This window comes from Rhizobium sp. WYCCWR 11152 (assembly GCF_013087615.1).
GTDB lineage: Bacteria > Pseudomonadota > Alphaproteobacteria > Rhizobiales > Rhizobiaceae > Rhizobium > Rhizobium indicum.
Genome location: NZ_JABFCP010000002.1, coordinates 174951 through 201780 on the forward strand (window position 1 = coordinate 174951; position 26830 = coordinate 201780).

Sequence of the window (26830 nt, forward strand, 5' to 3'; positions counted from 1 at the left end):
ATTCTCCTGTCTGGGAACGACTATCTTCAGATTGCGAGTTTCTTCAGGATCCGGCCTTCTACTAGCGAGACGGCTCGCGTCAGAGGAAAGGCGATCACGAAGTAAATGAGGGCGACGACCGTCAGCACTTCGACGGGACGGGCCGTGTTGTTGGAGATGTTCTGGCCGACGAACATCAGGTCCGCCATGCCGACGGCGGAAACCAAGGCGCTCTCCTTGAAGAGGCTGACGCAGTTGGACAGCAGTGTCGGGATGGCGCGCAACACGGCCTGCGGCAGCACGACGTTCATCACCTGGCTCCTGCGCGGCAGGCCGAGGGCGACGCAGGCGTCCAACTGCTCCTGGCCGATGGATTTGAGGCTCGCCCGGAAGGTCTCGCTGGTGATCGCCCCCATATAGAGCGTCAGCGCGATGACCCCCGACGCCAGGTTCGAGAGTTCGACGCCAAGGATGAGCGGCAGGCAGAAGAAGATCCAGAAGAGCTGGATAAGCACCGGTGTGCCGCGGAAGAACTCGACATACAGGCTGGAGATCGCGCGAAGGGCGAGGTTGCGCGATGTCCTGAGGAGACCGACGAGGAAGCCGAGAGAGCATCCGAGCACGATGCAGATGACCGTCAGTTTGAGCGTCATCCACAGACCGAGCAGGAGTGCGTGTTCGAAACGCAGCAGGATCGAGAAGTCGAGTGTCATTCTGGCCTCCTAGCTGACAAGGATTTGACGGCGGCGTTCGAGCAGGCCGACGATCTGGGTTATCGGGAAGGACACGGCGAAATAGATGAGAGCGACGACCGTAAAGGTTTCGATCGGGCGGTAGGTCTCGGTGGCCAGCGTCTTGCCCTGGTACATCAGGTCCTGGATAGCGACGATCGCGACCAGCGCGCTCTGCTGGAAGATGACGATACCGTTGGTCAGAAGTACCGGGATCGACGCGCGGAACGCCGTCGGGAAGACGATGTAGAGCACCCGCTGCAGCGGATTGAGACCGAGCGCGATACCGGCGTCGAGCTGTTCGCGCGGAACCGCCTGGATGGACGCCCGGTAGGCCTCAGCGTTGAACGCCATCAGATTGAGCCCAAGCGCCAGGATGCCCATTGTCACCGGGTCGAGGAAGACGTCGAACAGCATCGGCACGCAATAGAATATCCAGACGATCTGAACGATCGCCGGCGTGCAGCGGAAGAATTCGACGAACAGCATGAACGGCAGCCGCACGACCCGGTAGGGGCTCATGATCAGAAGGGCGAGCGCGAAGCCGAAGACGATGCCGATGACGTTTGCCGCAGCCGTCAGTTCCAGCGAAACCCACAGCCCCTGCAGAAGCGGAGCGATAGATACTGCATTGAAGTCGAACGTGTAGTTCACGATGCCCTCCTTGCCGCTTGATATGGCCTACTGCTTGATATGAAAGACGCGGTCGATGAATTCCTTCGTCCGCTCCTCGCGCGGGGCGCCGAGCACCTGCTCGGGAGGGCCGTCCTCGACGACCACGCCGCCAGCGCAGAAGATGACGCGAGAGGCGATGTTCTTGGCGAACCACATGTCATGCGTCACGATCATCATCGGCATGTCCTGGGCGGCGAGCTGCAGGATGACATGCTCCACCTCGCTGACGAGTTCCGGGTCCAGCGCCGAAGTGACCTCATCGAACAGCATCAGCTTCGGGTCGAGCATCAGCGCGCGGGCGATGGCGACACGCTGCTTCTGGCCGCCGGAAAGCTGGGCCGGATAGGCATTGGATTTGGCGCCGAGGCCGAACCGCTCGAGCAGCGCCTGGGCTCGGGCCGTGGCCTTTGCCTTGGCTTCTCCACGCACCTTGCAGGGAGCGAGAACCAGATTCTGTATGACGTTCAGATGCGGAAACAGCGTGTAGTGCTGAAAGACCATGCCGATCGAACGGCGGACATTGGTGTCGATCTGGGTCTTCCTGCCCGCGCTTTCGGAAGAAATATAGGGTTTCCCATCGAAACTGACCGACCCGCTGTCGATCTGCTCCAGCCCCATCATCACCCTCAGCAGCGTGCTCTTGCCGCCGCCGCTCGGACCAATGACGACGACACGTTCGCCGGGCTTCATTTCGATGTCGATGCCTTTCAGCACCTGAATGGCGCCGTTGCCGTAGCTTTTGTGAAGCGCCTGCATTTTCACGAGGGGAAGGCTGAAGGACGTGGTCATGCCAATCTCCGATGATCGAAGCTGGAAGGGCCGGCGCGAACCTCGCACCGGCCGGTGAGATTACTTTGCGCCCTTGAGCACGTCGTCGACCGCCTTCTTGATCAGCTCGTCGACGTGGCCGGTCGCGACCTTCTCTTCGAGGAAGATATCGACCACCTCGACGTCAGCAGCCGAAAGATTGTGCGGCAGACCGAAAGCGACGCCCTGCTTGGCGAGGGCCGGCGTCGGGTTGAGCGCCACCGCCCATTCCGGGTTCGACTGAGTGAAGAGCTGGTTGGTGTCGGAGGCGTCGACCAGGATGTCGGCGCGCTTCGAGGTGACCGCCAGGCGGGTCTCGTCGTTGCCGGGAAGGCGCATGACCGTGGCGTTCTTCACCGCCGCGGAAATTGCCTTGTCCTGCGCCGTGCCGGACATGACTGCGAGCGTCACGCCCGCCTTGTCGATATCGGCAACCGAAGCAGCGCCGGCTGCAATTTTCGGATTGTTTTTGTTATAGGCGAGCGAGATCTGGTACTCCATTGCCGGGATCGAGAACTGCACGGCCATGGCGCGGGCCGGCGTCCGGTTCAGCGCCAGCGACAGATCCCATTTGCCGGCCTGCAGGCCGGCGACGATGTTGTCCCAGGTCGTATCGACGAATTCGGGCTTCACCTTCAGGACATCGGCAAATTCCTTGCAGAGATCAGCGAAGAAGCCGGAATATTCTCCAGTTGCCGGATCGCGCATGACATAGGGCGGGGCAACCGCTGCGCCGCAACGCAACACGCCCGCCTTCTGCACACCCTGCCAATATCCCTCAGCGGTCTCAGCCCGCACGGCACCGGCGGAAAGACCTCCCATGAGAGCGAGCGCGGGCAGCGCCCGCAAGGCGGACGTTATCAACTTCGAAAGCATCGGCATTCCTCTTTTGCTGTGCGCGAAGTGCGCAGTTCCACTCGTCGGCTGTAGCCGTTTCTGTTTTTCTTGTCGGCTGCGTGTCGACTGAGCGAGATATGTCAACAGCGTGTCGACAAAGTCAAGCGGAAAAATTACATTGCCGACACGCGGCTTTTCTGGCCCAATGTGACCCGCGTCGAGAGAAAGGGACCTAAGTGTCTGATGAATCGGAAGTGAAACGAATCCGCGGGACCGGCTGGAAAAGCGTCTACGAGACGCTCCGCAACGAGATCCTGTCGCTCGCTCTACCGCCCGGTCAGCTCCTCGACGAGATGACGCTTGCCGAACGCTTCGACATGTCGCGCTCGCCAGTGCGCGAAGCCCTGATCCGGCTCGGCGCCGACGAGCTGGTCGTCACGCTCTCGAACCGGAGCACGATCGTAGCGCCGATCGAAGTGGCAACGTTTCCCAAATATGTGGAGGCGCTCGACATCGCGCAGCGGATGAATACGCGGCTTGCCGCCGCGCTCAGAACCGAGGCTGACCTGAAGATCATCGCCAAGCGGCTGAAGTCGTTCGAGGCGGCGGTCAAAACAGGCAATCACCTGGCCATGTCGGAAGCCAACAAGGAATTCCACATGGCAATCGCCCATGCCGGAAAAAACCAGTATCTCGCCTCGTTCTACGAGAAGCTGCTGTCGCAGGGGCAGCGCATGCTCCACCTGCATTTCGAATATCTGGAGCGAACCCACGAGGGCTATCTGCTGACCGACGAACACACGCTCATGCTCAATGCGGTCAGGGACAAAAACGTGGAACTCGCCGACGAACTCGCCCACGCCCATACGCGCCAGTTCCAGGACAATTTCATCAACTTCATGCGCGAGAACTATACGACGGATGTCGCGTTAGGCCCGCTGCGGGCTGCGGAGTAATCAAATGAAAATCGACAGTATCGGCTTCGTCGGAACCGGCGCAATTACCGAAGCGATGGTTCGCGGCCTTCTGGCCGAACCGGCCTATGCCTCCGAAATTCTCGTGTCTCCACGAAGCGCTCATATCGCCGCGACGCTGGCCGACGAATTCGCCGCCGTCAGAATTGCCAAGGACAACCAGGACGTCGTCGAGCGCAGCGACATGGTGTTCCTGGCAATACGGCCGCAGGTCGCCGAGGAGGTCGTGCGCGCACTATCGTTCAGGGATGGCCAAATGATCGTCAGCCTCGTTGCGGCGACGGAGCGCCAGGCCCTGTCCGAGTGGATCGCCGCCGACGTGCATCTGGTGCAGGCGATCCCCTTGCCCTTCGTCGCAGGCCGGCAAGGCGTCACTGCCATCTATCCGCCCGATACCGCCGTCGCAGCGCTTTTCGATGCGCTCGGAACGGCTGTCCAATGCCAATCGAGGAAGGAATATGATCTTCTCGCGGCAGCGAGCGCAATGATGTCGACCTATTTCGGCATCATGGAGCAGGTTGCCGTCTGGCTGGAGAAAAGCGGCCTCGAAAAGGCGAAGGGACAGGCCTACATTGCCCCGCTCTTTGCAAGCCTCGCGCAGAAAGCGAACAGCCCCGGCAACGAACCGTTCAGCGCGCTGAGCCGCGAATTCGCGACCAAGGGCGGGCTGAACGAGCAGGTTTTCTCAGACTTCGAGAAGAAGGGCGGCCTTGCCGCACTGACCGCCGCACTCGACGGCGTACTTGCCCGCATCGAGGGCAAGAACTAGAAAGTCGGCGGCGTGCAGGCGCTGATGACCTCGCAAGGCACCGGTCCGACGCAGCGGAAACGGTGCGGGCGCCGGCTTTCGAAATAGTAGGCGTCACCCGCTCCAAGGATCCGCCGCTCGTCATCGACCGTCACCTCGAGTCGGCCCGAAAGCACGATCCCGCCTTCTTCGCCCTCGTGAACAAGGGGAACCTTTCCAGTGTCGGCGCCCGGCTGGTAACATTCCTTGAGGATCTGCAGGCTGCGGCCGAACAGGTTTTCGCCAACCTGCCTGTAGGAAATGGCGCCCTTGCCGATCTCCACCAGTTCCTCGGCCGCATAGAAGGCCTTCCTTGGACGCTCGGGTTCGAAGGCGAAGAATTCCGCCAGACCGATGGGGATGCCGTCGAGAATTCGCTTCAAGGCCCCGACCGACGGATTGGAGGCGTTCGATTCGATCAGCGAGATCGTCGAATTGGGCACTCCGGTGCGCTTGGCGAGCTCGCGCTGGGAAAGCTTATGTGCGATGCGGAGATGGCGAAGGCGACTGCCGATATCGACTGACATGATGCGGTTCGTTTGTGTTGTCCAGAATATCCAAATTAATATCTATCCAACCATTGTATTTCAATAGCTTGCACCAACAAAGAAAAGGACTTGTTTGAAAGTGAGAAATTGTCATTCTCGGCGCCATCCCAAAGGAGGCCAGAATGGACCAGCTCAGCAAAACGAACGCGCCCGCACTTGAAAATTTCTGGATGCCGTTCACCGCGAACCGGCAGTTCAAGGCCACGCCGCGACTTCTCGCAGCAGCCGAGGGAATGTACTACACCGACATCGATGGAAATCAGGTTCTTGACGGCACCGCCGGGCTCTGGTGCTGCAACGCCGGCCATGGCCGCAAGAAGATCGCCCATGCCGTCGAGCGACAGCTTGCAACGCTGGACTATGCGCCGACCTTTCAGATGGGGCATCCGATCGCCTTCGACTTCGCCTCGAAATTGGCTGCGAACACGCCGGGCGGTCCAGAAGCCAAGCTCGACAGGATCTTCTTCACCGGCTCGGGCTCGGAATCGGTCGATACGGCGCTGAAGATCGCCATCGCCTATCAGCGGGCGATCGGCCAGGGCACCCGCACGCGGATCATCGGGCGCGAGAAGGGATATCACGGCGTCGGGTTCGGCGGCATTTCCGTCGGCGGTCTCGTCAACAACAGGCGGGTCTTCCCGCAAATACCGGCCGACCACATGCGCCACACGCTCGACATTGAGCGCAATGCGTTTTCGAAGGGCCTTCCCGCCCACGGCGTCGAATTAGCGGACGATCTCGAGCGGCTGGTACAGCTGCACGGCGCCGAGACCATCGCCGCCGTCATCGTCGAGCCGATGTCGGGATCGGCGGGCGTGGTGCTGCCTGCGAAGGGTTATCTGGAGAAGCTGCGCGCAACCGCCGACAAGCATGGAATCCTCCTGATCTTCGACGAGGTCATCACCGGATTCGGCCGTCTCGGCACTCCTTTCGCGACCGACTACTTCGGCGTTGTGCCCGACCTGATCACCACGGCAAAAGGCATCACCAACGGCACGATCCCGATGGGCGCGGTCTTTGCCAGCCGCAAGGTCTATGACGGCCTGATGGTCGGACCTGATAACGCGATCGAACTCTTTCATGGCTACACCTATTCCGGCCATCCGGTCGCCTGCGCGGCCGGGCTCGCGACGCTCGAGATCTACGAGGAGGAAGGTCTGCTGACCCGCGCATCCGAGCTCGCCGAATACTGGCAGGAGGCTCTCCATTCGCTGCGAGGCTCGCCCAACGTGGTGGACATCCGCAATCTCGGACTGGTCGGCGCGGTGGAGCTGGCGCCGAGAGCCGCAGCGCCGGGAACGCGCGCCTACGACATCTTCGTCGACTGCTTCAACAAGGGTCTGCTGATCCGCGTGACCGGTGACATCATCGCCCTCTCGCCGCCGCTCATCATCGAGAAAAGCCAGATCGACACGATCGTCTCGACGCTCAGTGATGCGTTGAAGCGCGCCGCATAAATCCGCATCCCGCGTGCCGCTCCCGTCGGCGATCGGACGTCTGGTCCATCGTCGACGGAACCATCCGGCACACCGAGATGCAGCTCAGCGCTTCAAGGTCTGTGACGGCAACTGGCCGAAGCGTTTCCTGTATTCTGCTGCAAATCGCCCCAGATGCGTAAAGCCCCATCGCAGTGCGACGTCGGCGATGGCTTTCTTCTCGTCAGATTCGAGCAAATCGCGATGGGCGGCGGCCATCCGAAGATCATGCAGGTAGGACATCGGGGTCGTATCCCTGAACTGCCGGAAACCCTGTTGCAAAGTCCGAACGCTTACCTTCGCTGCTATCGCGATATCGTTGAGCGAAATCGGCTCGGCGATGTGTTCCTGCATGAAGTCGACGGCCCATTTCACATGGCGCGGGGCCGGCGCCGGAGCAGGGAGCGCAAGCTCGTTCGAATAACGATTGGGGCAGGTCTCCAGAAGCAGATAGATCGCCGCATCGCAGAGCGAGCTGGCGGCCAGCGGCGACCGCTGCAACGGTCCGTTCCCGCTGAGGCCGCGATGGAGGCTCGAGACAAGTTGCTGGAATACAAGCCCGGGACCGGTCGTCAGATCGATGTGAGGATGAAAATCGACGTCGCCGCTGATGGTTCTCTCGAACATATGCGTCAGGTGGCTAATGATCTTCGCCTGATCGACGAAGAGGCCGAAATGACGGCGCGGCCCAAAGAGGCGAGCACCCGCGGCACGACCTGCCTCAAGGATCGTACCACGCGCGGGAACGGAATAGATTTGCTCCCGCATGCCTTCGAAGGAGGCGTTCCCTGCCATCGGCAGAAAAACGATCATCCTGTCGCTGGGCGCCTCCCGCCTGATCAGGATTGTGCCTTCGTAGGTACAGTCGGCTACCGTTACCTCTTCTCCCACGGAGACGAAATTGCAGTGGTATCCAATCGGCATATTGCCTTCGGCCGCAACCTTGATCGGGGAGGTTGGCGTCGACAATATTTCCGAGAGTTCATCCGGATCCGTTCCGCTGTGCGCCGTTTCCCGAAACAACATGCTCTGCACCGCCATCTGTCGGGTGAGGCTGCCATCGTTATGTATATGAGAATTAACGGACATTCGTGGCCTCGAAAGACGATGTACACAAGTGGTAATGGATTTGCGCAATCATGTTCATCCCTCTTTTTGTGTTGCCTCGGCGCGGTTTCAGCCGTAGCGGCTGATGGCGAGATCCCTCACATCGATTTCCGGCTGGCGGCCGCCGACGAGATCACCGATGAGCCGCGCCGAACCGGTGCTCATCGTCCAGCCGAGCGTGCCGTGGCCGGTATTGAGGAAGAGACCGGCGACCTTTGTCGGGCCGATGACCGGCGTGCCATCGGGCGTCATCGGGCGCAGGCCGGACCAGAAGGAGGCCTTGGAAATATCGCCGCCGGGGAAAAGATCGGTGACCGAATATTCCAGCGTGCTGCGGCGGGCCAGGCCGAGATCATTGGTGTAGCCTGATATTTCAGCCATGCCGCCGACGCGGATGCGATCGCCGAGCCGGGTGATCGCGATCTTGTAGGTCTCGTCCATGACGGTCGATTCCGGCGCGCGTGACGCATCGGCAATCGGGATGGTAAGCGAATAGCCCTTGACGGGATAGACCGGCAGCCTGATGCCGAGCGGCTTGAGCAGCAGCGGCGAATAGCTGCCGAGCGCGACCACCACCGCCTCCGCGCTCATCCGCTCACGGTCGGTGATGACCCCGCGCACCCGGCCAGCCTCGACATCCAGCGCCTTGATCGTCGTCCCGTAAGCGAAACGGACGCCGAGCGCCTCGGCTTTGGCCGCCAGCGCATTGGTGAACTTGAAGCAGTCGCCGGTTTCGTCCTTCGGCGTCAGCAGACCACCGACGATCTTGTCGCGCACATGCTTCAGCGCTGGTTCGAAGCGGATGCAGCCGTCCCGGTCCAGCACCTCATAGGGAATGCCGTCGGCAGCCAGCGCCTTGACATCCTTAGCCGAGGCATCGAGCTGCTGCTGCGTGCGGAACAGCTGCAGGGTTCCCTGCATGCGTTCATCATAGGCGATGCCGGTCTCGGCGCGAAGATCGGCCAGCGCGATGCGGCTGTAATCGGCAAGGCGCAGCATGCGGCTCTTGTTGATCGCGTAGCGCTCGGAGGTGCAGTTCGACAGCATCCTCGCCATCCAGGAGAGCATGGCCATGTCTAATTTCGGGCGCAGGATGAGCGGCGCGTGCTCCATGAACAGCCACTTCATGGCCTTCATAGGAATGCCGGGCGCTGCCCATGGCGAGCAATAGCCGAAGGAGACTTCGCCGGCATTGGCAAAGCTGGTCTCCAGCGCCGGACCCGGCTGCCGGTCGACGACCGTGACCTCATGGCCGGCCTTGGCGAGCTGATAAGCGGATGTGACGCCGACGATGCCGGCTCCTAGAACGATGACCTTCATGATGTTCCCAATGATGGAGCCGCCGGCTCTTAGAGATATTGTCTGTCGTAACGATCGCCCAGGCCGGTTAGGATTTCGTAAGAAATGGTGCCGGCGTCGCGGGCGATGTCCTCGAGCGTCTGATGGCGGCCAAGCACTTCGACGAGACTGCCGAAGGTCAGCGCCCCTTCGGGCAGGGCTGTGATGTCGACGGTCGCACTGTCCATCGACACACGGCCGACGATCGGCAGGCGTATGCCCTTGAAATAGACGGCGCCGCGGTCGCCCAGGCATCGCGGCAGCCCATCTGCATAGCCGGCGGCAATGGTGGCGAGACGGGTGTCGCGCTGCGTGACATGCGCGCCGCCATAACCGACCTTCGCCCCCGCCGGCACGGTGCGCGTCTGCACGACGGCGACATCCAGGCTGACGACCGGCTCCATCGGGTTCTTCTCGCCGGCGTTCGAAGCGCCGCCATAAAGCGCGATGCCGGGGCGGGCGAGCACGCCGTGATAGGCCTCGCCCAGGAAAACGCCGCCGGAATTGGCGAAGGAAATATCGAAGCCCGGAAATTCATCGGCGATGCGGGACATCTCGGCAAATTGCTCGCCGTTCTGCTCACTGTCCATGTCATCGGCCGACGCCAGATGGCTCATGATGAACAGGATTTCGACATTGCTGCCATCGCCAAGAGCCGCCGCCAGCTCCGCTCGCTCTTCCCTGGGAAAACCGAGCCGCGACATGCCGGTGTCGAATTGCAGGACAGCAGGCAGGCAGCGCTTCAGAGCGCGCGCAGCCGCCGACCATTGCTGCCACTGCGCCAGCGAATTGAGAACCGGAACGATGCCCATCTCGGCGCAGGCGAGTTCGTTACCCGGCTGCAAGCCGTTCAACACGAAAATCTGGGCGTCGTGCGCAAGGGCCGGTCGGAGCCTCACGGCCTCGACAAACTGGGCGACGAAGAAATGCCTGCAACCTTCACTGTAAAGCGTTCTTGCGACCCGCTCGGCGCCGAGGCCATAGGCGTCGGCCTTGACGACGGCGCCTGCGCGGACCGGCGCCAGCATCGATAGCAGCTTGCGATAGTTACGGCCGAGGGCGGCAAGATCGATCGTCAGATAGCCCGTGGCTCCCTGCGTGGTCGTGGCAGTGCGTGAGCGGGAAACCAAAATATCGCTATCCATGTCCACCCCTTCTCGATTTCAAGGAGTGTATGAAATAATGAGCGAAATTGCCTATCATTCAGTAGTCGATTATTGTTTGATTTGCTTATTAGTCGCATAATCAACGAAAATTTGGAACAATCTCTCATGCCCGCTCTCGACGCGATCGATCGCAATATCCTGAGACTGCTGCGCCTCGATGCCCGCATGAGCAATGCCAAGCTCGCCGCCGAGATCGGTCTCTCTCCATCGGCCTGTCTCAGGCGCATCAAAATCATGGAAAAATCAGGCGTGATCCGCGGCTATACGGTGCTGGTAGACACCGGCAATGCGGATGAGATGATCGCCGTGATCATCAACATCACCCTAGAGCGGCAGACGGAGGACTATCTCGATCGCCTCGAGGCGGCGGTCCGCCGGCATCCAGAGATCCGGGAATGTTTTCTGATGACCGGTGGTTCGGACTACCTGCTGCGCGTGGAGGTCGCCAATGCCGGCGAGTTCGAGCGGATCCACAAAGAGATCCTTTCGACCTTGCCCGGCGTCCTCAGGATCCATTCCAGCTTCTCGATCCGCAATGTTCTGGCGACGCGCACGAGGGGCAGACGCTGAACCGCGATCCAAGCTTATATTAATTCGAGCGTCCCGCATGGCAGCCCAGCGTCAGCGAAGAAGGAAATCCACCCCGCCTGCTATCGCGCGATTGTCTGCCTGATGCCGGCAATCCCGCGGCGCAGGAAGGGGTCGGTGTGGATATAGAAGAACTGAACACCCTTCTGCAGCCAATGAGGCAGTTCATCAGCGGTGGCCAGCGTGCCTGCAACCTTGCCTGCTGCGCGGATCTTGTCGACGGCGAGCGAGACCCTCTCCATGACCGCTTCAGGACGCGGCTCGCCGAAGGGTGGAGCCGGCGGATAGCCCATATTCTGCGAGAGATCGCCAGGTCCGATGAAGAAGACGTCGATGCCATCGACCTTAAGCATCTCGTCGAGATTTTCTATGGCATCCACCGTCTCGATCATCGCCACCACCAGGCGCTTGTCAAAGTCGGACGGAAGAGCGTAACGGACGGCATCAACGACGGCGCGCGCCTGTTCGGCCGTGTCCACCATCGGGACCATTATGCCGTCAGCGCCCGCATTCAGGTAGCGGATGATGATCGGACGTTCGTGCGAATGCGGCCGGACGATCGCCGCTCCGCCGACAGAACGGACGATCTGCGCAGTCATGCGCACATCATCGAAGCTCCAGGTTCCGTGTTCGCAGTCGACGAAGACGGAATCGGCGCCGAGCTCCACCAGCCGGGCTGCCAGCCCCGACGAGGAGTGGTGCGGCGTATACATGGTGACTGCCTCGCCGGCCAGCAGCCGGGCGCGCAACTTCGCTCCGTTCATCAATATCCTCCCGGTTCTACTTTTTCGGCATATCCGGCGTATCGGCCGGCGCTCCGACCCAACGCGCAATTTCGATGTCCGCGGACGTGTCCCGCATGAATGTCGGGCAGATGTGAAGCTCGGGGATCACGGCGCTCTTGCTCAGGCTGGCGCAGAGGGCGATCGCACGGGCGACGTCATGAGGATCCATCATGACGGCACGTTCCTCCTGCAGAGGAGGCCGCGCGCGATTATCCATGATCGGCGTATTCGTCTCGCCGGGCAGGATCGTCGTCGCCCGGATCCCCTGATTACGATAGGTGTTGTGCAGGAAGCTCATGAAGTTTTTCACGCCAGCCTTCGCCGCACCATAGGCCGCGCCACCGAGCAGGTTGGGGTTGATCACCGCGAGCGACGAGACCGTGATGATCGTCCCCTCGCCCTTAGCGATCATGTCGGGAAGGACTGCCTGGGTCAGGTTGAAGACGGCCGTCAGATTGACGTTGATGGTGGAGGTCCACTCTGCCTCGCTCAAGAAACGCGCGTTCAGCACCTTGCTGGCGCTGCCGGCATTGTTCACCAGGATATCGACGGGTCCGACGCTATCCTTGATCCACTTTATGGCCGCAAAGATCTCTTCACGCGTCTCGATATCGAGCGCACGCGCGACGGCCTTGCCATTAGCCTCTTCGATCAGGGCCGCCACCTCGCACAGCGGTTCGATCCGCCGCCCGGTCAGCACGACGGTGGCGCCGTCCTTTGCCAGCAGCAGGGCGGTTTCGCGACCGATGCCGGAGCCGGCTCCCGTTACCAGAGCGATTTTTCCTTCGAGAAGTCCCATGGTTTTCCCCTATTCGGCCGCAGCAGCGATCGGGCCAGAATAGCCGTAAATTTCCTTCGCAGCCTTCGCCGTGATCAGGTTCTCGGAAAGATCCTGCTCGATCAGTGCAGACGAACGATCGCTCGCAGCTCCCCAACCGCCGCCGCCTGGCGTCTCAACCTCGAGGCGCTGGCCTGTCTTCAGCACCACCTTGCCCTTCGGGAACTGGGGCTTGCCGTCCTTCATGACCTTTCCGGCCGATCCGCTCTGCCCTTCGACGACACCGAAGCAGGGATGGCGAACACGCTCGGAAGCGAGGTAGATGTTCATCGGGTTCTTGCCGAGGTTCCGGAGCACGACACGCTGGCCGAGACCGCCGCGATGCTTGCCTGCTCCGCCCGAGTCCGCGATCAGTTCCTTCCGCTCCGTCAGCACGGGAACGGCAACCTCGAACATCTCGATGGCCGTTACCTTGCAGTTCGAGGGGAAGCTCAGCGTGTCCAGACCGTCGAGCTCAGCGCGCGCGCCCTGCCCGCCATGGAAATTCTGGACCGAACCATATTGCGTGCCGTCATTGCGCTGACCAACGCAATTGGCAGCCCAGATCGGAGCACCGCCGCTGTCGCCCATGACCTTGTCGGGCACCACGCCTTCGAGCGCCTTGAAGATCAGCGAAGGAATGACGTGCCCGATCAGGTTTCGCGAATTGCCCGCCGTCCAGTGCTGCGGATTGAGAATGCAGCCGAGCGGAGCCTCGTCGGTGATCGGGACGATGCAACCCTCGTTGTTCGGTGTCTCAGGGTCGAGCAGGCATTTCAGAGCATAGACGGAATGGGCGTAGCGATAGTTCGTCCGGCAGTTGATCGAGTGCAGAACCTGGTCGGAGGTACCGGTGTAGTCGACATGGATAGAGTCGTCCTTGATGATGACCGAAGCCTTCAGCGTCACATCGACATCGTAACCGTCGAGCAGAACCTCGGCCGCGTAGCTGCCGTTCGGCCATTCGCGGATCGCCTTGCGGGTCTGCGCTTCCGAGCGGGAATGAATGGCGGTCGCCAGGCCTTCGACGTCATCCAAACCGTATTCGTCCAGGAATTTGACGAGCTCGCGGCCCATGACGTTGTTGGCAGCGATCATCGACTCGAGGTCGCCGCGTACTTCGGTCGGGAGGCGGACCGACGCTTCGATGATGTCGAAGACGTCCTGGTTCGGAACGCCGGCCTTCAGCAGCTTGATAATCGGGAAGCGGATGCCTTCTTCGTAGATGTCGCTCGCTTCGGAATGCAGAGGGGCGCCGCCGATATCGGGAAGATGGGCGATTGACCCGGCATAGGCGACGACCTTGCCGTTCTTGAAGATCGGCGTGATCATCGTGACATCGGGAAGATGGCCGGTGCCGATCTCCGGATCGTTGGTCGCCAGCACGTCGCCTTCTTCGAGCTTGTCTGCCGAGAACTTCGGCAGGAAATAGTTCTGGGCCGCGGCCGGGAGAGAGGTGATGAAGACCGGGATCGACCAGGTGCATTGCGCCAGCGCCCGTCCCTTGCTGTCCAGCAGGACGGTGACGTAGTCGTGGTTCTCGCGGACGATCGGCGAGAATGCCGTCTTGCCAAGGACGTTGTCGGCCTGGTCTGCAATGAAGATCAGGCGGTTCCACATGACCTGAAGGTTGATCGGGTCGTTGAAATCGGTGGCGGGTTTCGACATCAGAGTGCCCCTTAGAGCAATTCGAGGAAAAGTGCGAAGCGGTTTTCCGTCCGGAATTGCGTAAAAACAAAAGGATAGAGCGGTTCTGCGCTTCCGTTAAAAGCTGAACCGCTCTAGCGAATGTTGATCACGAGGTTGCCATGGGCATCCACATGGAAGGCGCCGCTTGGCCCGACGACCGCAGTCGATTCACGCTGCTCGACGATTGCCGGACCCTTGACCTCTTCGCCGACGGGAAGCTTGTAATGGTCGTAGACCGCAGTTTCGGCAAAGCCGCCAATCTCCTGGAAATAGACCTTGCGGCTGCCCTTCTTCGCGTCGGCAACGACGGTGTCGTGCGGGCGCGTCACCTGATCTTTTTCGCCGCCGGCGCGCAGGCGCCAGGTGATGACCTCCAGCGGCGCGGCAACAGTCCGGCCGAACAGTTCGCGGTACAGCTTGAAGAAATTGCCGCGGAGCTGACTGAGGAATTCCTCCTTCGGCAGGCTCCGGTCAGGCAGAACCACGGTGATTTCATGGCCCTGGCCGACATGGCGCATGTCGACGGTGTAGCGGTTGCTGATCGTATCCTTCGGCACGCCCGCCGCCGACACAACTTCGGCACCTTGGGCCGAGAGTTCGTCCAGCAGACGGTTCATGGCGTCCATATTCCAGGCGTCGAGTGCCATCGGATGGCTTGCGGACAGATCGACCGCCACGGGAGCGATCAACAGGCCGATCGCCGAGCTCACGCCTGCACCGGTCGGGCAGATGATACGGGAAATGCCGAGCTTGCGGGCGATGCCATAGGCATGGACCGGACCGGCGCCGCCGAACGCCACCATGGGCAGCGAACGAGGATCGACGCCGAGATCGGTCGCATGCATGGCGGCCGCCTTGCTCATGGATTCGTTGACGAGGTCATGGATGCCCCATGCGCAGCGCTCGACCGAGACCTCGAGTGAGGTGGCAAGTTTGGCCATCGCCTCGTGAGCGGCTTCCTTGGAAACTTTGAACGAGCCGCCGACGAAGGATTCGGTGCCCATATATCCGAGCAGGATGTCAGCATCCGTGACGGTCGGCTGGGTGCCGCCGCGCTGGTAGGCCGCCGGTCCGGGCATGGCGCCCGCGGAGTGCGGGCCGACGTCGAGCAGACCGAGAGAGTTTTTAGCCGCAATCGAACCGCCGCCCGCGCCGATCTCGATCATCTGGATCGACTGGATCTTCAGCGGGAAACCGGATCCCTTGCGGAAGCGCTGATAATGGGCGACCTCGAGATCGGTGCCGACATTCGGCTCACCGTCGGGGATCAGGCAAAGCTTCGCGGTCGTGCCGCCCATGTCGAAGGAGAGGACGCTCGCCTCACCTGCCGTACGGCCGAACTCGGCGGCGGCCACCGCACCCGCCGCGGGGCCTGACTCGATCAGGCGCACCGGCAGTTCCGCGGCACGCCGGCTCGGCACCAGCCCGCCCGAGGACGTCATCCACAGGACCTGGCGATCGATGCCCTTGGCCGCGAATTCACGCTGGAGATGGGCGACGTGGCCGGCCATCTGCGGCCTGGTATAGGCGTTGACGACTGTCGTCGAGGCGCGGTCGAATTCGCGCATTTCAGGGCAGACTTCGGAGGAGAGCGAGACGAAGATATCGGGGTCTTCCTCGCGCAGCAGCGCTGCGACGCGCTGCTCGTGCTGCGGATATTTATAGGCATGGAGAAGGCAGACGGCGACGGAGCGGATGCCCTTCTCCTTCAGGCGGCCGGCGATTTCGCGCACCGTCTCTTCCTCAAGCTCGGTCATGACGGAACCGTCGGCGGCGATCCGTTCCCTGGCGCCGAAGCTGTTTGCACGGGTAACCAGCGGGTCGGGATATTTTATGTTCAGGTCGTAGAGGTCGTAGCGTCCTTCGTTGCGGATACGCAGCATGTCCTGAAAGCCGTCGGTGGTGACGAACCCCGTCTCAACACCCTTGCGCTCGAGAACCGCATTGGTGACGACGGTGGTGGCGCCCAGCACCTGCAGGTTCTCGATGGCGATGGTGCCGCCGAATTTTTCCAGCAATTCTGACACACCCTGCACGACGGCTTCGGCAGGGTTCTTCGGCGTGCTTAGGACCTTGTGAAGGTGAAGGTCGCCCTTGTCGTCCAGGAGCGCGAAGTCGGTAAAGGTACCGCCCGTGTCGAAAGCCAGTTTTGCCATGTTGTCCTCGAAGCGAGTGTTCGGCGCGGCAGGCGCCGCTATGCGGATCCAATGCCCGGACCCGGTGTCTGCTCGGAGGTTAGGGGAATGCCCGGCGCGTTGGCTAACACAACTACAGTCTGCCGCTATAGGGTTTGCTTATGGCGGAGCGGAGACACGCCGTCGGACTGCCGTTGCGAGGATCGGCGGCCGGCTAAGCCGGCCTTATTCCGGGGTGATGACTGCTCATGAGCTTGCCCACGACATCGAGGAGAACCGACCGCGCAGCGATGGCCGGTTCCGACAGGGGAAGATGATCGGCGACGCAGAGCGACACGGTCGCGTCGATCACCGGCTTCGTCAGCGCCCTCACCTGTGCGCCAGAAAAGATCGCAGTCTCCGTGACCACCGAAGCCGGGAGAATGGTCGATCCAAGCCCCTCGAGGACCGCGGCGCTGAGGGCCGGAACGGATTCGATTTCCGCGACGACATCAGGTGTGGCTCTCGCTCTCGCCAGGGCGTCGTCGATCAGCCGCCGGAGCAGATGTGCCTTGCTGGGAAGAAGCAGCGGGATGTCCTGGAGGGCAGAAAGGGGAAGCGGCGCGCTGCTATCCCCGGGGAGCTCAATGCCCGGCGGCGAGACGAGGAACATTTCCTCGCGAAACAATGGCTGTAGGGTGACGCCCTTGATCGGGGCAGCGGCATAGATCAGCGCCATATCCATCTTGCCCGTCATGATCAGTTCGCTGAGGATCTGGCCGAAACTGTCATTGATGTGGACGACGATGTGGGGATGCCTCGCCTTCATCTCCTTCAGGATCGGCAGCGACAAGGCGCTTGACGAGGAATAGGTCGCAAGCCCGATCGAGACGCGGCCCGCCACCGACTTGGCGGACTGATCGATGTCGACCTGCGCCTGCTCGATCTGTTTCAACATCAATTGGGCGTGCCGATAGAGGATCAGCCCCGCCTCGGTCGGCGTAATGCCGACGTTGCTACGGATGAGAAGCTTGTGTTTGAAGTGCGCCTCGAGAGCGGCAATCTGCTGCGACAGAGCCGGCTGGGCCGTCCGCAGAAGGCTTGCTGCTCGCGATACGCTGCCCGTATCGACGATCTTGACGAAGCTCTTCAGTTTTCGGAAATCGACGCTCATGGCCACCGGCTTCTTGTTTCACGAAAAAACGTAAAGCCTGCGGCCGGTGGGGCGCAAGTCCCACCGGCCTCTTTGCAGTCAATACAGGTCGGCAACGGCCCGTTCGATGCGATCGCATGCTTGCGTGATCACCTCCATCGACGTCGCGATCGAGAGGCGGAAATGCGGCGATATCCCGTAGGCGGCACCCTGCAGCGCCGCGACCCCGACGCCATCCAGCAGATAGAGCACGAAATCGAGGTCTGTCTCGATTGTCCTGCCTTCAGGGGTCTTCTTGCCGATGACACCGGCGCAGTTCGGAAACAGATAGAAAGCGCCGTCAGGTACGAGACAGGAGAGGCCGGGCACGGCATTGAGCCGTGAGCACGCATAATCCCGGCGCTCCTTGTAGACCTTCACGCTTTCCGAAACGAATGACTGGTCCGAAGACAGTGCATAGGCGGCTGCGGCCTGACTGACCGACGACGGGCAGGACGACATCTGCGACTGCAGCTTGTTGATGGCGGCGATCAAGGCGGCCGGCCCCGCCGCATAGCCGATACGCCATCCGGTCATGGCGTAGGACTTTGAGACGCCGTTGGTGAGCAGAAGACGCTCCTTCAGTTCCGGGACGGCGGCAACCAGCGTCGTCATCGGCTCGTCCTTGAACCAGACCTGGTCGTAAATATCGTCGGAAAGCACGAGGACATGGGGATGGCGCAGCAGCACCTCGCCGAGGGCTTCGAGTTCGCTCCTGTCGTATGCCGCGCCCGTCGGATTGGACGGCGCGTTGAGGATCAGCCACAAGGTCTTCGGCGTGATCACCTTTTCCAAAGCCTCCGGCGTCAGCTTGAAGCCTGCTTCCTGCGGGCATTCGATGATGACCGGCTTGCCTTCGTTGGCAATGACCATATCGGGATAAGAAACCCAGTAGGGTGCGGGAATGATCACCTCGGCATCGTTTTCCACGCTCGCCATCAGCGCCAGGAACAGAATCTGCTTGGCGCCGCCACCGACGCAGATTTCATTGTCCGCGTAGCTGAGGCCGAGCCGGCGCTTGATATCGCCGATGATTGCCTTGCGCAGCGCCGGCGTGCCGTTGACGGCGGTATATTTCGTTTCGCCCCTGTCGATGGCCGCATGCGCTGCTGCCTTGATATTGTCAGGCGTGTCGAAGTCCGGCTCGCCGACCGTCAGATCGACGATGTCGCGACCCGCTGCCTTCAGTTCGCGAGCACGGGCTGCCGCAGCCGTGCTTGGCGAAACCTTGATTCTGGACACACGCGATGCAGGCACGAAAGTGCTCATTGAGATTTCCTCGATTGTGATTCCTTGAGAGGCGAGATCGCCTCAGTGGACGGCTTCGGTTTCGCCGCGCATCTTCCCGGTCAGGAAAAGTTCGCCCAGTTCGTCATGGGTGATGTCTTTCGGCAGGCCGTCCCAGATGACCTTGCCAAGTCTCAGAATGACCGCGCGCTCCGCCACTTCCATGGCTTTCTTGGTGTTCTGTTCCACCAGCAGGATCGTCATGCCGTCTGCGTGAAGCCGAAGTAGCTCGTCGAACACGATGCCGATCGCAGCCGGCGACAGCCCGACCGAAGGCTCGTCGACCAACAACACCTTCGGCCGCTGCAGCACCGCCATCGCCACTTCGAGCAGCTGCTGCTCCCCGCCGGACATGTTGCCGGCGAGCGTCGCACGGCGTTTCTTGAGGATCGGAAAGAGGTCGTAGACGTAATCGCGGTCGGCCTTCACCTTGGCGTCGCGGATGGTATAGGCTGCCATCTGAAGATTTTCGTCGACGCTCATGACGGGGAAGTTGCAGCGCCCCTGAGGCACGAAGGAAATCCCCTCGCCCAGAATGGATCTCGACTTGCTGCCGGCGATATTCTTGCCGCGCCAGTCGATGCTTCCCTGCTTGATGCTGGTCATGCCGTAGAGCGTCTTGAGAAGAGTGGACTTGCCCGCCCCGTTCGGCCCCATGAGCGCCGCGAACTGTCCGGCGGGCACGTCGAGATCGACACCGTTCAGAATGTCCAGATTGCCGTAACCAGCGCGCAGGTCGCGGATTGAAAGGTTCGAATTACCCGCCAAGATAGGCCTCCCTGACGCGCTGATCCTGAATGATGTCGCCCGGCAAGCCTTCGACGAGCTTGGCTCCCTGGTCGAGCACGATGACGCGCTGGCAGATGCTCGTGACGACATCGATATTATGCTCGATCACCAGGAAGCTCACGCCAAGCGACTTGTTGGCGTAGAGGATGGTGTCGACGACGCGTTCGATGATCTTCGGATTGATCCCGGCCATCGGCTCGTCCAGCAGGATGAGCTTCGGTTCGGGCATCAGCATGGATGCGAACTGGATGAGCTTCTGCTGTCCGCCCGACAGATTGCCCGCCGGCTGGTGGCGCACATCCCAGAGACCCGCCATCTTGATCAGGTCGCGGGCCCTTTCCCTGAGACCATCAATGCGTTGGCGGGACATCTTTCCGAGGCCGAAGGTCGATGCAATGGACGGGAAGGTGAACATCTGACCGGCGATGACCAGGTTCTCCTCGACATCGAGCGACTTGAAGGTGACGGTTTTCTGGAAAGATCGCAGCATACGGCCTTCCCTGGCGATGCGGTTCAGGGACCAGCCGGTGATGTCCTGTCCGTCCAGGACAACCGTGCCGGCGTCCGGCTTCGCAAGGCCGGTGCTGCAATCGAAGAAGGTCGATTTGCCGGAGCCGTTCGGTCCGATCAGGCCCGCGATCTCACCTCGGTCGATGTGAATGCTGACATCGTTGACAGCCTTCACCGCGCCGTAGGACTTGCTCAGATTCCTGATTTCGAGAAGAGGAAGAAGACTGGTCATTTGGCGCCTCCGATCGCATTCCAGAAGCGATTGATCAGCGGCGCGCAGCCCTTCTTGAACCAGAAGACGAGGACGAGAAGGCAGACGCCATAGGCGATCATCCGCAGTTCGGGTGTAATGCGCAGCGCCTCTGTCAGCCCGACGAAGAGCAGGCTTCCGAAGACAGTGCCGGAAATCATCCCTGCCCCGCCTCCGAGCACGATGATGAGCATCGTGGTCGAATAATACATCTGGAATGTCAGCGGGCTGACGACCGTCAGGTAATAGGCATAAAGGCAACCGCCCACCCCGGCAAACACCGCGCTGATCATGAAGACGATCAGCTTGTAGTGCCAGGTGGGAACGCCGAGAGATTCGGCGAGCGTTTCGTTCTCGCGGATCGCCACCATATTGCGCCCGGCGGGCGAGCGGACGATTGCCCAGACGGCGAAGGTGGCAAGCGTCCCGATGATCAGGGCAAGATAGTAGAAGTTTGTCGTACCGGACACCGTGAACGACAGCGGGCCCAGCTCGAAGTATGGTTTTGGAATGCTCGATAGTCCCATGTCGCCGCGGGTGAGCGAGATCCAGTTCTTGGCGATTGCTTGGCCAATGATCACGAAACCCAGGGTACACATCACGAAGGACGTCGAGCGCAGACGCAAGGCGGGAATGCCGAGCGGAAGAGCAAGGGCTCCTGAGACGGCGCCCGCGGCGATCAGATTGACGTAGAACGGCGTTCCGTAGGTGACGGCGAGAAGACCTGCCGTATAGGCGCCGATACCGAAGAACGCGGCCTGAGCCAATGACAGAAGACCGGTATACCCTACAAGCAGATTGAGCCCATGGGCCGGAAGCATGAAAATCAGGGCGATGATCAGCGAATGGGTGATGTAACGGCTGCCAATGAACGGCGCCGCGAGTGCCAGGACGACCAGGACTGCGGCGAGCGGTATGCGAAGATCGCGCCTGCGTGCCTGTTGAGCGGTTTCCGTCAGAGACATGTCGTACCCTCGGTCGTTCGAGAAAGGTCGGCGGGCGCAGCTGCTAGAAGCGCGCCTGCGTCGAAAAGAGCCCATGCGGTCGCCACATCAGCATCAAGATCAGCGTGGCGAAGCCGACGGTGTCGCGGAATTGCAGGCCGACATAGGTAGCGACCAGGCTCTCGGCAACGCCAAGGATCATCGCCGCGACAAACGTGCCGCGCACATTCCCCAAACCGCCCATGATGATGATCGGCAGCGTCTTGAACGTGATCAGTTCGCCCATGCCGCCATAGACACTGACATTGACCGGCGCCGTCAGAACACCTGAAAGTGCGGCGAGCGCCGCCCCCAGCATGAAGGTTCGAAGCACGACCTGCGGCACATCGATGCCGACGACGCTGCAGCACTCGACGTTCTGGGAAACGGCGCGCATCGCCATTCCCAAGCGGGTGTAGCTGACCATCAGTTCGAGGCCGATGAACACCAGCAAACAGACGACGAGAATGAGAATGCGCTGCTGGGCCAGGCTGAAGCCGAGGATGGAAACCGGCTCGATATAACCTCCGGCGAAGAACTTGTAGCCTCCGCCGAAGACGAGAATGATGGTGTTCTGCAGGATCAGCGCGATGCCGAGCGTGGCGAGCACGCCCGACTCCGCGGGCGCGCCGACCATCCGGCGCATGACGAGTTGCCCGACCACATAGGCGACGGCGATTGTCGCAAGAACTCCCACGACAATCGACGCTTCATAGGACAAGCCGAGATAGTCGATCGAAAACCACGCCCCGAACGTGCCGAGCATGTAGTACTCGCCGTGAGCAAAATTGATGGCTCTCAGCACCCCAAAAATCATGGTCATGCCGACGGCGACGATGGCGTAAACGGAACCGGTGACGATTCCATTCACAGATTGCTCAACTATGGTCGAGAGCATGGGCGTACTCCTCCCGGCAGATTAGTTGGCAGGATATTGAATGTCCGCCGTATATGCACCCTTGATGCTCGGCTTGCCGTTCTCGATCTGCAGCAGGATCATCGGCAATCGGGCCTGGTTGTGGTCGTCGAAAGTGACTTCGCCAACCGGGCTCTTATATTTGATCTTCGAAAGTGCATCGCGAACCTTCACCTTATCCGCGCTGCCCGCCTGCTTGATCGCCGCTGCGAGGAGATTGACGGTATCCCAATGAACATAGGCGTGGTTGTTCGGGGCTTCGTTGTAGGTGGCCGTGAACTTCTCGACGAAAGCCTTGCTTTCGGGCGAGTCGAACTGCGGAAGCCATGCGGCGGCTTCGACGGCACCTTCGAGCGCCGACGGGGCTGACTTGATGGTCTTTTCCGTGTTGAACTCGCCATTACCGATCAGCGCGACCTTGCCGGCTATTCCGAGTTCGATCATCTGGCGGGCGATGATGGGCGTCGTATCCGCAAGGCCGTACATGATGATGGCCTGGGCGCCATTGTCGCGGATCTTGGCGAGAACGCTGCGGAAGTCGACTTCGCCTTCCTTGTAGTAGTCTTCGCTGAGGATCTCTCCCTTGAAGTCAGGCAGGTACTTCTTCGTGAAGGTGATCGCCGAGCGGCCATAGTCGCTGTCGACCGAGAGCACGGCAAACTTGGTAAAACCGCGCTGCTCTGCGGCATACTTGGCGACGATCAGCGCCCGGTTCTCATCTGTCGGATAGTTGCGATAGGTCCATTTGAAGCCGCCGACGCCGGCCTGGTAGGTGATCTTCGGATTGGATGACGCTGCATTCAGGAGAAGCACTTCGGCATCTTCCGCGACGGGCTGGATGGCGAGCGTCACCGAGCTGGAAACATCGCCGATGATGAAGTCGACGCCATCCTGGTCAATCAGACGACGGGCGGCCGAGACGCCTTCGACCGGGGTGCCCTGGCTGTCGGCATTGAGGAGTTCGATTTTCATCCCATCGATGCCGCCGGCATCATTAATGTCTTTGACGGCGAGTTCGGCTCCATGCATCGAAAATGCGCCGTAGCGCGCATTCGGGCCGCTCATCGGCGCAACAAGTCCGAGCTTGATCGTCCCGTCCGCTGCCAGCGCGATAGTCGGCAGGCCGGAGACGGTCACTGCCAGTGAAAGGACTGCTGTAGAAAGGAAAAGTGCTCTGCGGCTTACGGTAAGTTTCATGTTCCCACTCCATGTTCTCGGGTGCAAACGCTTGGGCATATGGCCCAGCGTACTCCTGACCGCTTTCCGCGGTTCTTATCGCGTCAGCCCAGCGCTGACACCGTCACAGTAGGTTCAGGGAAGCGTCGCTGGCCAACACAACTCCACTCTGCCGCTATAGCGTTTATTTATAGCGAACCGATCGATTTGGCATTGCCAGAACGGCTTACTGTCCCGGCCGGACGAGCCGTCGGTGATATAATGGTGACGTGTCGTCCCTCGTCACTCGGATCCTGCACTCCACTCGCGATAGGCGAGGTGGATCTTTGCTCCGATCGTCGTGAACGGCTGCGGCGGCAATGCCGTCGGGGCAGCCAGGCGCGCGTAGACGCGGCCGAGTTCGGAATCGTGTCCGAGCGCCAGTTCCGCAGCCGCGATCCCTGACGCTGTCGAGTTCGACGCTCCAAGGCCGTTGCAGCCGCATGCCGCGAATACGCCGCGCTCGATCTCACCGAATGCCGGAACATGATTGCGTGTGAGTGCCATCGCGCCGGCCCAGCGGTACTGCATCCCGACGCCACCAAGGGTGGGAAAGCGATTGGAGAACTTGCCGTCGTGGAGGCGGCCGGCTCGCTGGATCGCGGCGTCGCTGACTGCGATGCTCGGATTATAGCTGTAGCGCGAGCGCACCAGGATTTGGTCGCCCGCGCCGGTGCTGATGCGGCGGACAGTTGTTCCCATCGGCAGGGCGGGAGTGGCGGCCCACTTCCGTTCTCCGGCGAGGCGCGAGGGGTCGAACTCTTCGGTGAGGGAGGCGTAGGTGAAGACGTGGAGCAGGCGTCCCCGGAAGAAGCCGAAGCTCTCCACATGTCCATTGTTTGCCATGATAATCTTCGCCGCCTGCACGGAACCCTGCGGCGTCTTGACCAGCCAACCCGTACCGGAGCGCTCGAACGAGAGCGCCGACGTGCGCTCGTAAAGGGTGACAGGCTCCTTCAGGCAGTCGGCGACCGCGCGAATGTAGGCGGCGGGCTGCACGATGACAGTGCCGGGCATGAACAGACCGGAGGTGTAAACCGGCGATCCCGTTACCGCCTCGATTTCCCCGGCGCTCAAGAGCCGATGGTCCTCGCCCATTTTCGTAAGCTGCTGCGCATAGTCATCGAGGTGCTTGTCGCCTTCCGCGCTGATGGCGACGCTGTACCGGCCACAGGGATCGAACACATCCTTGCCCCAGCCGTTTTCGGTCGCCATCTCGCTCGCCAGAGCGATAGCCGAGCGCTGTATGAGCACGGACTGCCTGAACTTGGCCTCCGACTCTCCGCTGAAATCGTCGGACGAGACCTCGTGCGGCAGGTCGATGATGAAACCCGAATTCGCGCCCGCCGGCCCCTCGCCGACGATACCCGCTTCCAGCACGGCGACCCGCGCGGTCGGGTCCAGGCGTGAGATGCGCCGGGCCGCGGAGAGGCCCGCGAAACCACCACCGATGATCGCGACGTCGGCAATGACCGATCCGTTCAGCGCGGGCTGTGGCGTGCGCGGCGCAAGTGTGGCCACCCAGCCCGAAACGCCTGCGCGTTTCGGAAGCCTGGATGCAGTGAAGACGTCTTTTGCGGCCTGGGTCACGTCAGATCGCTTCACGCTCCATGAGCGTTTCGAGGGAACGCCGGATGGCCGGAAGCTTTTCTGGAGCAAGTCCGCGCAGCGGTTTTCGTGGAACGCCGGCGCCGTAGCCCACCTGATCTGCGGCCGCATAGACGGACTGCACGTAATCGCCTTCCCAAATCAGCCCCATCGACGGCTCCAAGATTTTCCAGAGCGCGCGAACCTCGTCCCACTTGTGCTCGGCGGCGGCCTCGACGAGGGCGACGCAGGTTCTCGGAGCGAAGTTCGCCCCACCCCAGATCAGGCCGTCGCATCCGGCATAGAGCGCGTAGGGAACGAGAGGGTCAGCGCCGTTCATGACGAAACGGCCGGTGCGGATAAGTGCTGCCTGCTTGCCAAGATCGCCACTGCTGTCCTTGACGGCACAAAAGCCGGGGATTTCGCTCAGCTTGTCGAGAAGTTCGGGCGTAACGGCGACGCCGACCGCCTGGGGCACGTTGTAGCCGACCACCGGCAGACCGGCCTTTGCAACCTCGCTATAGAAATCGACGATGCCCTGATCGTCGGTCGGCCCTTCGAAGAAGGGCGGAAGAACCATGACACCTTCGGCGCCAGCGTCTCGCGCGCGAATGGTACGCTCGACGACGTCCTCCACCAGGAGCGCGGAGGTCTGTGCAATCACCTTCGCCCGGCCATTGACGATCCGCGCCCCGCGCCGGATCAGTTCCTCGGATTCGTCCTTGGAAAGGTAGACGTGCATACCGGTTCCGGAGCTGAACAGGAAGCTCTTGACGCCTGCTGCGAGGTAGCGCTCGACATTGTATTCGAGCCTGCCGTAGTCGATGCGTCCGGCATGGTCGAACGGCGTGGTGATGGCAAGGTTAAGACCTGGAAATTGGAAGTCAGACATTCGTTTTGTGTCCCGCGTTGCGCTGCCGAAAGGTCGAGCCAAATGGCCCTAGAGGGTCGGCGTCTCCAGACCCTCTGGGGCCGCGTACATGGCCATGTTTCGTCGTGAAAGCTCAAGGTGAAGCCGCGCCAGTTCTCCGGCTGCGTCGGGATCGCGTTTCCCGATTGCGTCGATCATCTCGTCATGTTGTTGCGTGGCGAGTTCGAGCTCTTCCTGCATACGAGGCGTGTTCGGGTGCTTGTAGAAGACCTTGCCGATGCGCGCATGGTCGATCTGCAATCGCCGCAGGCTCGGAACGAGATAGACGTTGTGGGCCATCTCGCCGATCTGTCGGTGGAACTGGTCGTTGTAGAAGACGCGCCCCTCGACGTCGCAATTGTCGACGGTCTTTCGAAATGATTTCTGAACCTGCTTGAGCACGTCAAGCTGCCCGCGCGTTCCGTTCTCGGCCGCCAGCTTGCTGGCGGTAATGTAGATCATCGGCGCAAGGAGGAAGAAGTCATGCAGCGACTGGTGGTTCAGGGAACTGACGCGCGCAGCACGATTGGCTTCCAGCTCGATATAACCTTCGCCAGCCATCTGCCGCATCAGCTCGCGAACCGGCGGGCGGGATAGCCCGAACTCCTCGCTCAGCGCCACCTCGTCCAACACCGCACCCGGCGGCAGCTCCATCGTCAGGATGCGTCTGCGAAGCGTCAGGCTCAGATTCGTTTTACGATCGGGGTTACCGATCTCGGAGGCAATGCCATCGTCCATCTCATAATCCTTTTGAAAGACATTATGTAGACATAA

At 61.2% G+C, this 26830-nt stretch carries 26 protein-coding genes; 4 read left to right on the plus strand and 22 right to left on the minus strand.

What is annotated here, in order from left to right:
- Positions 1 to 26: 26 nt before the first annotated feature.
- The 4 genes from G9X67_RS01130 to G9X67_RS01145 are packed head-to-tail and all read right to left on the minus strand — an operon-like array spanning position 27 to position 3068.
- Complete coding sequence (locus tag G9X67_RS01130; RefSeq protein ID WP_138330839.1) at positions 27 to 692, minus strand: amino acid ABC transporter permease; 666 nt, start codon at positions 690 to 692, stop codon at positions 27 to 29.
- A gap of 9 nt (positions 693 to 701) precedes the next feature.
- Positions 702 to 1364: an amino acid ABC transporter permease gene (locus G9X67_RS01135; RefSeq protein ID WP_027664544.1), complete on the minus strand. Its 663-nt coding sequence runs from the start codon at positions 1362 to 1364 to the stop codon at positions 702 to 704.
- 27 nt (positions 1365 to 1391) lie between these two features.
- Positions 1392 to 2174, minus strand: coding sequence for an amino acid ABC transporter ATP-binding protein (locus tag G9X67_RS01140; RefSeq protein ID WP_138330838.1), 783 nt, complete (start codon positions 2172 to 2174; stop codon positions 1392 to 1394).
- A 60-nt stretch (positions 2175 to 2234) separates the two neighbouring features.
- Entirely contained in the window at positions 2235 to 3068 is an 834-nt protein-coding gene (locus G9X67_RS01145) for a transporter substrate-binding domain-containing protein (protein ID WP_138390453.1), read from the minus strand.
- A gap of 197 nt (positions 3069 to 3265) precedes the next feature.
- Between G9X67_RS01145 and G9X67_RS01150 the strand changes: the two genes are divergently transcribed.
- Positions 3266 to 3985 carry a GntR family transcriptional regulator gene (locus G9X67_RS01150; protein ID WP_027664541.1) on the plus strand — a complete coding sequence of 240 codons (720 nt, stop codon included), beginning with the start codon at positions 3266 to 3268 and terminating at the stop codon, positions 3983 to 3985.
- A gap of 4 nt (positions 3986 to 3989) precedes the next feature.
- Complete coding sequence (locus G9X67_RS01155) at positions 3990 to 4772, plus strand: pyrroline-5-carboxylate reductase (RefSeq protein WP_138390452.1); 783 nt, start codon at positions 3990 to 3992, stop codon at positions 4770 to 4772.
- On the opposite strand, the gene G9X67_RS01160 is transcribed toward G9X67_RS01155, so the two are convergent.
- On the minus strand, positions 4769 to 5317 hold the full coding sequence (locus G9X67_RS01160) for a cupin domain-containing protein (protein WP_003550363.1): 549 nt from the start codon (positions 5315 to 5317) through the stop codon (positions 4769 to 4771). The two genes, G9X67_RS01155 and G9X67_RS01160, sit on opposite strands and share 4 nt — an antisense overlap.
- A gap of 143 nt (positions 5318 to 5460) precedes the next feature.
- Here G9X67_RS01160 and G9X67_RS01165 point away from each other — a divergent pair, with 143 nt between their 5' ends.
- Positions 5461 to 6795, plus strand: coding sequence for an aspartate aminotransferase family protein (locus G9X67_RS01165; protein ID WP_171597812.1), 1335 nt, complete (start codon positions 5461 to 5463; stop codon positions 6793 to 6795).
- Positions 6796 to 6879: 84 nt separating this feature from the next.
- On the opposite strand, the gene G9X67_RS01170 is transcribed toward G9X67_RS01165, so the two are convergent.
- The 3 genes from G9X67_RS01170 to alr form a co-directional block, all read right to left on the minus strand.
- On the minus strand, positions 6880 to 7902 hold the full coding sequence (locus tag G9X67_RS01170) for an AraC family transcriptional regulator (RefSeq protein ID WP_171597968.1): 1023 nt from the start codon (positions 7900 to 7902) through the stop codon (positions 6880 to 6882).
- A gap of 87 nt (positions 7903 to 7989) precedes the next feature.
- On the minus strand, positions 7990 to 9240 hold the full coding sequence (locus tag G9X67_RS01175; RefSeq protein ID WP_138390450.1) for a D-amino acid dehydrogenase: 1251 nt from the start codon (positions 9238 to 9240) through the stop codon (positions 7990 to 7992).
- A 29-nt stretch (positions 9241 to 9269) separates the two neighbouring features.
- Entirely contained in the window at positions 9270 to 10403 is a 1134-nt protein-coding gene (gene alr / locus G9X67_RS01180; RefSeq protein WP_138390449.1) for an alanine racemase, read from the minus strand.
- 126 nt (positions 10404 to 10529) lie between these two features.
- On the opposite strand from alr, the gene G9X67_RS01185 reads away from it, so the two are divergent.
- Positions 10530 to 10994 carry an Lrp/AsnC family transcriptional regulator gene (locus G9X67_RS01185; protein ID WP_003550368.1) on the plus strand — a complete coding sequence of 155 codons (465 nt, stop codon included), beginning with the start codon at positions 10530 to 10532 and terminating at the stop codon, positions 10992 to 10994.
- Between the two features lie 80 nt (positions 10995 to 11074).
- Here the strand turns inward: G9X67_RS01185 and G9X67_RS01190 are convergent, their stop codons facing one another.
- The 14 genes from G9X67_RS01190 to G9X67_RS01255 all read right to left on the minus strand — a co-directional run bounded on the left by G9X67_RS01190 (position 11075) and on the right by G9X67_RS01255 (position 26794).
- Positions 11075 to 11776 (minus strand): aldolase/citrate lyase family protein, encoded by a 702-nt coding sequence (locus G9X67_RS01190; protein WP_171597813.1) that lies wholly within the window; start codon positions 11774 to 11776, stop codon positions 11075 to 11077.
- Between the two features lie 16 nt (positions 11777 to 11792).
- On the minus strand, positions 11793 to 12596 hold the full coding sequence (locus G9X67_RS01195) for an SDR family oxidoreductase (RefSeq protein ID WP_171597814.1): 804 nt from the start codon (positions 12594 to 12596) through the stop codon (positions 11793 to 11795).
- A gap of 9 nt (positions 12597 to 12605) precedes the next feature.
- On the minus strand, positions 12606 to 14282 hold the full coding sequence (locus G9X67_RS01200; RefSeq protein ID WP_138330827.1) for a hydantoinase B/oxoprolinase family protein: 1677 nt from the start codon (positions 14280 to 14282) through the stop codon (positions 12606 to 12608).
- A 113-nt stretch (positions 14283 to 14395) separates the two neighbouring features.
- Positions 14396 to 16459: a hydantoinase/oxoprolinase family protein gene (locus G9X67_RS01205; protein ID WP_171597815.1), complete on the minus strand. Its 2064-nt coding sequence runs from the start codon at positions 16457 to 16459 to the stop codon at positions 14396 to 14398.
- Between the two features lie 193 nt (positions 16460 to 16652).
- Positions 16653 to 17591 (minus strand): nitrogen assimilation transcriptional regulator NAC, encoded by a 939-nt coding sequence (nac, locus tag G9X67_RS01210; RefSeq protein WP_003550373.1) that lies wholly within the window; start codon positions 17589 to 17591, stop codon positions 16653 to 16655.
- Positions 17592 to 17669: 78 nt separating this feature from the next.
- Positions 17670 to 18878, minus strand: a complete 1209-nt coding sequence (locus G9X67_RS01215) for an aspartate transaminase (protein WP_138330824.1) — start codon at positions 18876 to 18878, stop codon at positions 17670 to 17672.
- 42 nt (positions 18879 to 18920) lie between these two features.
- Positions 18921 to 19664, minus strand: coding sequence for an ABC transporter ATP-binding protein (locus G9X67_RS01220; RefSeq protein ID WP_171597816.1), 744 nt, complete (start codon positions 19662 to 19664; stop codon positions 18921 to 18923).
- The gene (locus G9X67_RS01225; RefSeq protein ID WP_138330822.1) at positions 19654 to 20427 is read right to left on the minus strand and encodes an ABC transporter ATP-binding protein; all 774 of its coding nucleotides are present in this window, start codon (positions 20425 to 20427) and stop codon (positions 19654 to 19656) included. Before G9X67_RS01225 ends, G9X67_RS01220 begins: the two co-directional genes overlap by 11 nt.
- The gene (locus G9X67_RS01230) at positions 20424 to 21410 is read right to left on the minus strand and encodes a branched-chain amino acid ABC transporter permease (protein ID WP_138330821.1); all 987 of its coding nucleotides are present in this window, start codon (positions 21408 to 21410) and stop codon (positions 20424 to 20426) included. The genes G9X67_RS01225 and G9X67_RS01230 overlap by 4 nt, the downstream gene beginning before the upstream one ends.
- A gap of 43 nt (positions 21411 to 21453) precedes the next feature.
- On the minus strand, positions 21454 to 22326 hold the full coding sequence (locus G9X67_RS01235) for a branched-chain amino acid ABC transporter permease (protein ID WP_018444573.1): 873 nt from the start codon (positions 22324 to 22326) through the stop codon (positions 21454 to 21456).
- A gap of 21 nt (positions 22327 to 22347) precedes the next feature.
- A complete protein-coding gene (locus G9X67_RS01240) occupies positions 22348 to 23541 on the minus strand; it encodes an ABC transporter substrate-binding protein (protein ID WP_138390442.1) in 1194 nt (397 codons plus the stop codon).
- Between the two features lie 261 nt (positions 23542 to 23802).
- Positions 23803 to 25149: an FAD-dependent oxidoreductase gene (locus G9X67_RS01245; protein WP_171597817.1), complete on the minus strand. Its 1347-nt coding sequence runs from the start codon at positions 25147 to 25149 to the stop codon at positions 23803 to 23805.
- A 1-nt stretch (position 25150) separates the two neighbouring features.
- Positions 25151 to 26038: a dihydrodipicolinate synthase family protein gene (locus G9X67_RS01250; RefSeq protein ID WP_138390440.1), complete on the minus strand. Its 888-nt coding sequence runs from the start codon at positions 26036 to 26038 to the stop codon at positions 25151 to 25153.
- Positions 26039 to 26086: 48 nt separating this feature from the next.
- Entirely contained in the window at positions 26087 to 26794 is a 708-nt protein-coding gene (locus G9X67_RS01255) for a GntR family transcriptional regulator (RefSeq protein ID WP_171597818.1), read from the minus strand.
- Positions 26795 to 26830 lie beyond the last annotated feature (36 nt).